This window comes from Serratia sp. NA_112.1 (genome assembly GCF_052691715.1).
Window position 1 is genome coordinate 141,100 of sequence record NZ_JBQZFO010000011.1, and the last position, 8,828, is coordinate 149,927.

An 8,828-nucleotide genomic window follows, 5' to 3' on the forward strand; every position below is an offset into this window, starting at 1 on the left:
ACTCAAGGCTTATAGCGGTGTGGTTTGCGCCTCTACCACAGCCAGCGCCACCATGTTGACGATGCGGCGTACCGAAGCGATTGGCGTCAGGATATGTACCGGTTTCGATACCCCCATCAGCACCGGCCCCACGGTAACGCCTTCGGAAGAAGATACGCGCAACAGGTTGTAGCTGATCCGCGCCGCTTCCATATTTGGCATGATCAGCACGTTGGCCGCCCCTTTCAGCGGGCTGTCCGGCATCAGATCATTACGGATGCTTTCCACCAGCGCGGCATCACCGTGCATCTCACCGTCAATCACCAGTTCCGGTGCCATCTTGTTCACCAGTTCCAGCGTTTTGCGCATCTTGCAGGCCGCCGGGTTATCGGAAGAGCCAAAGCTGGAATGAGACAGCAGCGCCACCTTAGGTTCAATCCCGAAACGGCGCACGGTTTCCGCCGCCATCAGGGTGATTTCTGCTAGTTGCTCAGGGGTTGGATCGTCATTGACATAGGTGTCGGCAATAAAGGTGTTGCCGCTTGGCAGCAGCAGCGCATTCATCGCCCCGGCGACGTGTGCTCCTTCGCGGAAGCCAAACACTTTCTCGACCACGTCGTAATGCTCGTGATAGCTGCCGATGGTGCCGCAGATCATCGCATCCGCCTCGCCGCGATGCAGCATGATCGCCGCAATCAGCGTTGGGTTACCAATCACCGCACGACGAGCCTGTTCCTGCGATACGCCACGACGCTTCATGATCTGGTAATACTCGCCCCAGTATTCGTTAAAGCGTGGATCGGACTCGTTGTTCACCACTTCAAAGTCTTTACCCGGTGTCAGTTGCAGGCCGAGTTTTTTCAGCCGCATTTCAATCACGCTCGGACGACCGACCAGAATGGGATAGGCCAGCCCCTGCGACACCAGTTCCTGAGTTGCATGCAGTACTCTTTCCTCTTCCCCTTCCGCCATCACCACGCGCTTCATCTCTTTTTTCGCCTGGGAGAAGATAGGTTTCATGAACAGGTTGGTTTTGTAGACAAACTCGGACAGTTTTTCGACATAGGCGTCAAAGTCTTCGATTGGACGTGTCGCCACGCCCGAGTCCATCGCCGCTTTGGCAACCGCCGGAGCGATTTTAACAATCAGGCGCGGATCGAAAGGTTTTGGGATGATGTATTCAGGACCAAATGACAGGTCCTGGTCACCATAGGCCGAAGCCACCACGTCGCTCTGTTCCGCCAGTGCCAGATCGGCAATCGCATGCACGCAGGCCAGCTTCATCTCTTCGTTGATGGTAGTGGCGCCCACGTCGAGCGCGCCGCGGAAGATGAACGGGAAGCACAAGACGTTGTTCACCTGGTTCGGGTAGTCGGAACGGCCGGTACAGATAATGGCGTCCGGGCGCACGGCTTTCGCCAGCGGCGGCAAGATCTCCGGTTCCGGGTTGGCCAGCGCCATGATCAAGGGATCCCTGGCCATGGTTTTCACCATATCCTGGGTCAACACGCCCGGACCGGAACAGCCGAGGAAGATATCGGCATCCGGGATAGCATCCCCCAGAGTACGCTGGCCGTTGTCTTCAATGGCGTAGGCCGCCTTGGTTTGTTCCATGTTGGCATCGCGACCTTTGAAGATCACCCCTTTGGAGTCGCAGACGGTAATGTTCTGCTGACGCAGCCCCAGCGCCACCAACAGGTTCAAACAGGCAATTGACGCCGCGCCGGCACCGGAAACCACCAGTCGCACGTCGGAAATATTCTTTTTCACTACCCGCAGGCCGTTCAGCACTGCAGCGGTGGTAATAATGGCGGTACCGTGCTGATCATCATGGAATACCGGGATCTTCATACGCTCACGCAGTTTCTGCTCGATGTAGAAACACTCCGGCGCTTTGATGTCTTCCAGATTGATGCCGCCAAAGGTGGGCTCCAGCGCGGCGATGATGTCGATCAGCTTGTCAGGGTTTAGCTCATCGACTTCGATATCGAAAACGTCGATACCGGAAAACTTCTTGAACAGCACGCCTTTCCCTTCCATTACCGGCTTACCGGCCAAGGCACCGATATTGCCCAGTCCCAGCACTGCCGTGCCGTTGGAAATGACCGCCACCAGGTTGCCACGCGCAGTATATTTATAGGCCGCCAGCGGGTCGGCAGCAATTTCCAGACAAGGGGCTGCAACACCCGGCGAATAGGCCAGCGCCAGATCGCGTTGGGTGGCCAGCGGTTTGGTTGGAGATACCTGGATCTTCCCTGGGACCGGATATTGGTGAAAATCAAGCGCACTCTGTTTGAGCTGTTCGTCCATTGTAGGTTCCTATGTTTTTTGCTTTTATGTTGAGGTAAGGCTAGACCAGTATAGTGAGAGAAACGTCACAAACTTTGAACCGGGCCATAACCTTGATCGAAATAGTTTTTTAAAAGTAAAAAAAGAAGTACCACAGGACGGAAAAGAAAAACACTGCCGTCAGTGCGACGGCAGTTGGGCACGCCAGGCATTGAGCGTCGCCACCCGGCCTGCGCAAATTTGTAACGAGGTTTGTAGTGCCAGCGTATAACTCAGCGCATCGCCCCAGGTGTTACCCAGCAGCTGCGGCTGCTCGCACGGAGTAAACACCGATTCAGGGGGCAACAGCACCACCGGCGCTGTCGTCTGCGAGGGTTGGGCGCAGGAGCTCAATAACAGCATCAGGCATAGGCTGCCCAGCACAGGCATCATTTTTAATCGCATCACGGTATTTCCTCTGGTAAACGTCGCTTTGCTGGCGCAACAGCTGTTCCTGCTGCTGTTGGGCCGCCATCAGCACCCGGTTCTGTGCATCCTGGGTTTGCAACGTAGCAATCAACCCCGCCTGCTGCGCCAGGGTCTTTTGCTGTTCGCTTGCCTGCTGTCGCACCAGATCCAGCCGATGCGACAACAGCGAGCTATAAGCGGCCAGGCAGATGGCTGCCAACAGCAGCAGCAGCAATCCCCCCTGCGCCAACCGGCTTATCCAGGCGCTCATGCCGGGTAATCCCTGAAGGAAAGTTGGAAGTGTGGCCCGTCCTTCAGCGTTTTCCATTCCCCCCCCCACTCAACGTTAACCGCGCATTCGCGTGCCGCACGGCGCACCGCCACCGCGATTTGCGCGTAATAGTCCCATTCCCACGACACCACGCCCGCCGGCATCGCCACCACGTCCACCGCGTGGCCGGTTAAATGGCGACTTTTCAGCGTCTGGCTTTGACCAGCCCGAACCAGATCGCGTTGACGCGCCATGGTACGCAGCCCTTCGGTGATGGAAAACGGCACCAGCGAGTACTGCAACGCCAGCCGTATCACCCGCACCAGATCCGGATGAACCCCCACCAAATTCGCCTCACTGCGTGCGGTAAACCGAATATCTTCAATTTCATTTATCATTTTTAAGCCCCGTTTTTTTTCCTATGATTTTTTTAATTAATGCGCTGATATAATCGGCCCCAAGAAAGCCAATCAGTACACTGGCAAGATTCGCCCACTTTAATTCCAGTCCGGTCAGCGCTAATGCATCCCGTACCGTCCAGGCCAATAATGCGCACATGCCGGCATTTAATAGCCGGCGCCGCATACCTACGTTGCGGTAAGCGCCGTGCAATAACGCCATGATGCCCGCCAAAATGGCATTCATCACCGGCTGAAGATACTCACATGCTCGCTCGATAATTAAGCCAACAGCGTCTGGCTCTAAGCTGGACATAGCTGAACTCCTATTTTATTTTAATTAACTGCCAATCACGGCCGGTGGAATATCGGTACCATCAGAATCTAGTTAAGGATGCTATAACAAAGCAAATGAATAAATACAGCCTCTAAGTTCAAATTGATTCATGCTCAGCCATGGCACAACAAGCCTTGGAAAATAACGTACCGAACGATAAAAAATTCATCTTTACTGTGATTTATTTCGACTTCTATTTATCAGGAAAATAAACATTAATAGCGGAGAGAGAATGGCTCTCAATAACAAAAAACCGCAACCTTGGAGAAATACCATGTCCGAACGTAAAGCCGTTATTGGTTATTATTTCATTCCGACCAACCAAATTAATAACTATACCGAGTCTGATACTTCAATAGTGCCCTTCCCGGTGTCCAACATCACACCGGCCAAAGCCAAACAGTTGACCCACATTAATTTCTCGTTCCTCGACATTAACGCCAATCTGGAATGCGCCTGGGATCCCGCCACTAATGACGCCAAGGCGCGTGACGTGGTCGGCCGGCTAACCGCGCTGAAGGCACACAACCCCAGCCTGCGGATCATGTTCTCCATCGGCGGTTGGTATTACTCCAACGATTTGGGGGTTTCCCATGCCAACTATGTCAACGCGGTGAAAACCCCCGCAGCGCGGACCAAATTCGCGCAATCCTGCGTCCGCATGATGAAAGACTACGGTTTTGACGGCGTGGATATTGACTGGGAATATCCGCAGAGCAGTGAAGTGGACGGTTTTGTCGCCGCGCTGCAGGAGATCCGCACCCTGCTGAACCAGCAAACCCTGGCTGACGGCCGCCAGGCGCTGCCTTACCAGTTGACAATTGCCGGTGCCGGTGGTGCTTTCTTCCTGTCGCGTTACTACAGCAAGCTGCCGCAGATCGTCGCTTCACTCGATTACATCAACCTGATGACCTACGATCTGGCCGGCCCATGGGAGAAAATCACCAACCACCAGGCGGGACTGTTCGGCGACAGCGCCGGACCCACCTTCTATAACGCGCTACGTGAAGCCAACCTGGGCTGGAGCTGGGAAGAACTGACCCGCGCCTTCCCAAGCCCCTTCAGCCTGACGGTAGATGCAGCGGTGCAACAGCACCTGATGCTGGAAGGTGTGCCGAGCAACAAGATCGTCATGGGCGTGCCGTTTTATGGTCGTGCGTTCAAGGGCGTCAGCAGCAGCAACGGCGGCCAGTACAGCAGCCACAGCACACCGGGGGAAGATCCGTTCCCGGGCACCGACTACTGGCTGGTGGGTTGCGAAGAATGTGTCCGCGACAAGGATCCGCGTATCGCCTCCTACCGCCAACTGGAGCAAATGCTGCTCGGCAACTACGGCTATCAGCGCCTGTGGAACGACAAGACCAAAACTCCGTACCTGTATCACGCGGCCAACGGCCTTTTCGTTACCTATGACGACGTCGAAAGCTTCAAGTACAAGGCGAAGTACATCAAGCAGCAGCAACTGGGGGGCGTGATGTTCTGGCATCTGGGCCAAGATAACCGTAACGGTGATCTGCTGGCGTCGCTGGACCGCTATTTCAACGCGGCGGACTACGATGACAGTCAACTGGATATGGGCACCGGCCTGCGTTATACCGGCGTTGGTCCGGGTAATTTGCCAATCATGAGCGCCCCGGCCTATGTCGCCGGTACCACCTATAACCAGGGAGCGCTGGTGTCTTATCTTGGCTACGTCTGGCAGACCAAGTGGGGCTTCATCACTTCCGTACCCGGCTCGGACAGCGCCTGGCTGAAAGTGGGCCGCGTGGCATAACGGCAAGTTGGCGCATTAAAAAACCCCGGGGCCGATGGCAACGGGGTTTTTACTGCATTAAAGGTTTAATTTTCGCATCCCTTCGTGGTCAATTCCCTCAGTTGTTACACCAAGGGTAACCCCCATCACGTATCACTTCACGCCCCATCAGGCTAAAGACGTCGCTCTTGCGCGTCAGCCGTTCGTGCCACCAGCTAAATCCGGCGCCCTTGCTGGCCGGGTGCCAGGCCAGCCAAATCATTTCGTCACCTTTTTGCATATCGACCGGTACCGTCACCAGTTCACCACTCGCCAACTCTTTTTCTATCAGCGCCGGTGGCAGAAAGCCATGCCCAATGCCGCGCTTGAGGAGCGCCAGCTTGCTTTCGACGTCGCACACCACCAGTTGGCGCTGCAACGGCATGGTACCGTGATTGCGCTTGGGCAACTCGTGGCTGCTGTCGGCTATCACCACCACGATATCGTTCAGCCGCTGGTTTTTGTCCACCGGCTTTTTCTGCGCCGCAAAGGGATGCGAAGGTGAAACGCACAACACAAAATTCAGCTTGCCGAGCATCAGCGTCTTGGCCTGCACGCTGTCCGGGATCTGGCCAATGGCGATAATCAAATCCGCCCGGTTGTTCTTCAGAGCATCCCAGGTGCCATTCAGCGCTTCACGCTGTACCGCAATGTTGGCATTCGGGCTGTGTTGGATATAGTCGCGGATATCCTGGGTGATAGTTTCCAGTGGAAAGAAATTATCGACAACGATGCGAATATTATTATCGAATTTTGGGATGTTTCTCACCCTGTTCTCCAGATCCTGCACCGCATTTAAAATCCAGCCGCCTTCCTGCAGCAGGAATTCCCCTTCATCTGTCAGGGTAATCATCGGGCCATTACGATGAAAAAGTTTCACGCAGAGTTTACTTTCAATATTGGAGACCCGATAGGATATCGCCGAGGGTGTTTTATGTAATGCCTCCGCCGCCATTGAGAAAGAGCCGGTATTTTTTATGGTGCTGATTATTTTAATCGCATCCAGGGATAATCTAGTCATACAAATTCCTCTTTGAAATAAAATAAGAAAAAATTGACACTAAATTCCCAAGTGGTTGGCGCGTAAAAGTCGTTCAAGTCACACAAGAGTAAGTAAAACCACAAGCAATATACTCCATATCGGAGAGCGCCATCTGAAAGACTATTCATCAATCCTTTAAATAAAATTCATCATGGCGCCGTTTTTTAGACAGCAGCGTTTAAATAAATTCAACCCAAAAAAGAAAGACAATCATCATAATAATTTTAGTTAATAGCCTATAAAACATTCCATCCTGACGACCGAGACTAAGAGTAAAAATAAAACAAGCCGCCAAGAGTGATGTTTTTAATTTCGTTAATAACCTCTCATTTCACCGGTGAAATAAACCCGATTTACAATACAACTTCAGTCAGGAGTGACTTATGAACAATACTTCCCGTACCCTCATGTCCCTTGGTCTGCTGAGCGCTGCACTGTTCGGCGTCTCGCAACAGGCTGCCGCCCATGGCTATGTCGAAACCCCGGCCAGCCGTTCCTACCAATGCAAGCTGCAACTCAATACTCAGTGCGGCAGCGTGCAATACGAACCGCAAAGCGTTGAAGGGTTGAAAGGCTTCCCACAGGCCGGTCCGGCAGATGGGCATATCGCCAGCGCCGACAAATCCACCTTCTTCGAGCTGGATCAGCAAACCCCGACCCGCTGGAACAAAATCAACCTGCACGCCGGTGCCAACTCCTTCACCTGGACGCTCACTGCTCGCCATAGCACCACCAGCTGGCGTTATTTCATTACCAAGCCGAACTGGGATGCCTCGCAGCCGCTGACCCGTGCGTCGTTTGACCTGACGCCGTTCTGCCAACAGGATGACCATGGTGCGATCCCGGCAGCGCAGGTCACCCACCACTGCAACATACCGGCAGATCGTAGTGGTTCGCACGTGATCCTCGCCGTGTGGGATGTGGCAGATACGGCCAATGCCTTCTATCAGGCAATTGACGTTAATTTGACTAAATAATAAGGAGGGGGAATACCGCAGGGTTCAGCCGGGGCTGAACCCTTTTTTATTGTCCGTCGTCTCTATAAACCTGGTTTTTCTCATCAAGGCCCCGCATTCTTGCCCCCCTACAACGGCCACAAAGCCGCAGTCTGCCTGGCTTTGGAGGGGATCCATCGTTCTTATCCATTGCAACAATCAGAAAAAGCGCATTTTAATCGGCAGGCTTCTGATGCAGTGTGTGCAACCTACGATGGAAAACGTTCTCATTTCCCTACATTGACGTTTGGTCAAGGAGCTTATAAATGAATCAACTCGATGCACTCAAGCAGCTAACCACGGTTGTAGCCGACAGCGGCGATATCGAATCGATCCGCCAGTTCGAACCGCAAGACGCCACCACCAACCCTTCACTGATCCTGAAGGCCGCTGCACTGCCTCAGTATAAGCCACTGATCCTCGAAGCCCTGAGCTATGCCCGCCAGCAAGGCGGCAGCAAAGAAACCCAATTGATTAATGCCTGCGACAAACTGGCGGTCAACATCGGCGTCGAAATCCTGAAAAGCGTACCGGGTCGCATTTCCACCGAAGTGGATGCCCGCCTGTCCTTCGACCGCGGTATGTGCGTAGCCAAGGCGCGCAAACTGATCGCGCTGTATCAGCAACAGGGCATTGATAAGTCACGTATTCTGATCAAGCTGGCTGCTACCTGGGAAGGCATCAAAGCCGCTGAGGAGCTGGAAAATGAAGGCATCAATACCAACCTGACGCTGCTGTTCTCTTTCGCCCAGGCCCGCGCCTGTGCCGAAGCCGGCGTGTTCCTGATTTCACCTTTCGTTGGCCGTATCTATGACTGGTATCAGGCTAAACAGCCTGCGGCTGACTACGACGCCGAGCAGGATCCTGGCGTGAAATCAGTGCGCAACATTTATGAATACTACAAACAGCACCGTTATCAGACGGTGATCATGGGGGCCAGCTTCCGCAAGGTAGAGCAAATTCTGGCCCTGGCCGGTTGCGATCGCCTGACCATCGCACCAAACCTGCTGGAACAACTCAAGCAAAGCGAGCAACCGGTCGAGCGTAAATTGACGCCATCCGCCGAAGGTTTCCATCAACCAGCTCCGCTGGCCGAGGCTGAGTTCCGTTGGCAGCACAATCAGGACGCCATGGCGGTTGAAAAACTGGCCGAAGGTATCCGCCTGTTCGCCGTTGACCAGCAGAAGCTGGAAGACATGCTGGCCGCCGAACTGTAATCACACTGGAGTAAAACATGTCCTCTCGTAAAGAGCTTGCCAACGCCATCCGCGCACTCAG

General features: G+C 53.9%; 9 protein-coding genes. 3 read left to right on the plus strand and 6 right to left on the minus strand.

What is annotated here, in order from left to right; translation table 11 throughout:
- Positions 1–9: 9 nt before the first annotated feature.
- The 5 genes from maeB to ACUTQ5_RS18800 form a co-directional block, all read right to left on the minus strand.
- Positions 10–2,289: an NADP-dependent oxaloacetate-decarboxylating malate dehydrogenase gene (gene maeB, locus ACUTQ5_RS18780; RefSeq protein ID WP_445652466.1), complete on the minus strand. Its 2,280-nt coding sequence runs from the start codon at positions 2,287–2,289 to the stop codon at positions 10–12.
- Positions 2,290–2,448: 159 nt separating this feature from the next.
- Positions 2,449–2,613 (minus strand): Rz1-like lysis system protein LysC, encoded by a 165-nt coding sequence (gene lysC, locus ACUTQ5_RS18785; RefSeq protein ID WP_165392843.1) that lies wholly within the window; start codon positions 2,611–2,613, stop codon positions 2,449–2,451.
- Positions 2,603–2,986, minus strand: coding sequence for a hypothetical protein (locus ACUTQ5_RS18790; RefSeq protein WP_445652467.1), 384 nt, complete (start codon positions 2,984–2,986; stop codon positions 2,603–2,605). Before ACUTQ5_RS18790 ends, lysC begins: the two co-directional genes overlap by 11 nt.
- Positions 2,983–3,384: a M15 family metallopeptidase gene (locus tag ACUTQ5_RS18795; RefSeq protein WP_445652468.1), complete on the minus strand. Its 402-nt coding sequence runs from the start codon at positions 3,382–3,384 to the stop codon at positions 2,983–2,985. Before ACUTQ5_RS18795 ends, ACUTQ5_RS18790 begins: the two co-directional genes overlap by 4 nt.
- Positions 3,374–3,700, minus strand: coding sequence for a phage holin, lambda family (locus tag ACUTQ5_RS18800; protein WP_445652469.1), 327 nt, complete (start codon positions 3,698–3,700; stop codon positions 3,374–3,376). Before ACUTQ5_RS18800 ends, ACUTQ5_RS18795 begins: the two co-directional genes overlap by 11 nt.
- 295 nt (positions 3,701–3,995) lie before the next feature.
- Between ACUTQ5_RS18800 and ACUTQ5_RS18805 the strand changes: the two genes are divergently transcribed.
- Complete coding sequence (locus tag ACUTQ5_RS18805) at positions 3,996–5,495, plus strand: glycosyl hydrolase family 18 protein (RefSeq protein WP_445652470.1); 1,500 nt, start codon at positions 3,996–3,998, stop codon at positions 5,493–5,495.
- Between the two features lie 97 nt (positions 5,496–5,592).
- Here the strand turns inward: ACUTQ5_RS18805 and ACUTQ5_RS18810 are convergent, their stop codons facing one another.
- Entirely contained in the window at positions 5,593–6,534 is a 942-nt protein-coding gene (locus ACUTQ5_RS18810; RefSeq protein ID WP_445652471.1) for a LysR family transcriptional regulator, read from the minus strand.
- A gap of 404 nt (positions 6,535–6,938) precedes the next feature.
- Here ACUTQ5_RS18810 and ACUTQ5_RS18815 point away from each other — a divergent pair, with 404 nt between their 5' ends.
- Positions 6,939–7,532 carry a lytic polysaccharide monooxygenase gene (locus ACUTQ5_RS18815; protein ID WP_445652472.1) on the plus strand — a complete coding sequence of 198 codons (594 nt, stop codon included), beginning with the start codon at positions 6,939–6,941 and terminating at the stop codon, positions 7,530–7,532.
- 284 nt (positions 7,533–7,816) lie between these two features.
- Positions 7,817–8,767: a transaldolase gene (gene tal, locus ACUTQ5_RS18820; RefSeq protein WP_445652473.1), complete on the plus strand. Its 951-nt coding sequence runs from the start codon at positions 7,817–7,819 to the stop codon at positions 8,765–8,767.
- The last annotated feature ends 61 nt before the right edge of the window (positions 8,768–8,828 follow it).

Excerpts from the sequence above, each read along its gene's own strand:
- maeB (WP_445652466.1), bottom strand. The coding sequence starts at position 2,289 with ATGGACGAACAGCTCAAACAGAGTGCGCTTGATTTTCACCAATATCCG.
- ACUTQ5_RS18790 (WP_445652467.1), bottom strand. The coding sequence starts at position 2,986 with ATGAGCGCCTGGATAAGCCGGTTGGCGCAGGGGGGATTGCTGCTGCTG.
- ACUTQ5_RS18795 (WP_445652468.1), bottom strand. The coding sequence starts at position 3,384 with ATGATAAATGAAATTGAAGATATTCGGTTTACCGCACGCAGTGAGGCG.
- ACUTQ5_RS18800 (WP_445652469.1), bottom strand. The coding sequence starts at position 3,700 with ATGTCCAGCTTAGAGCCAGACGCTGTTGGCTTAATTATCGAGCGAGCA.
- ACUTQ5_RS18805 (WP_445652470.1), top strand. The coding sequence starts at position 3,996 with ATGTCCGAACGTAAAGCCGTTATTGGTTATTATTTCATTCCGACCAAC.
- ACUTQ5_RS18810 (WP_445652471.1), bottom strand. The coding sequence starts at position 6,534 with ATGACTAGATTATCCCTGGATGCGATTAAAATAATCAGCACCATAAAA.
- ACUTQ5_RS18815 (WP_445652472.1), top strand. The coding sequence starts at position 6,939 with ATGAACAATACTTCCCGTACCCTCATGTCCCTTGGTCTGCTGAGCGCT.
- tal (WP_445652473.1), top strand. The coding sequence starts at position 7,817 with ATGAATCAACTCGATGCACTCAAGCAGCTAACCACGGTTGTAGCCGAC.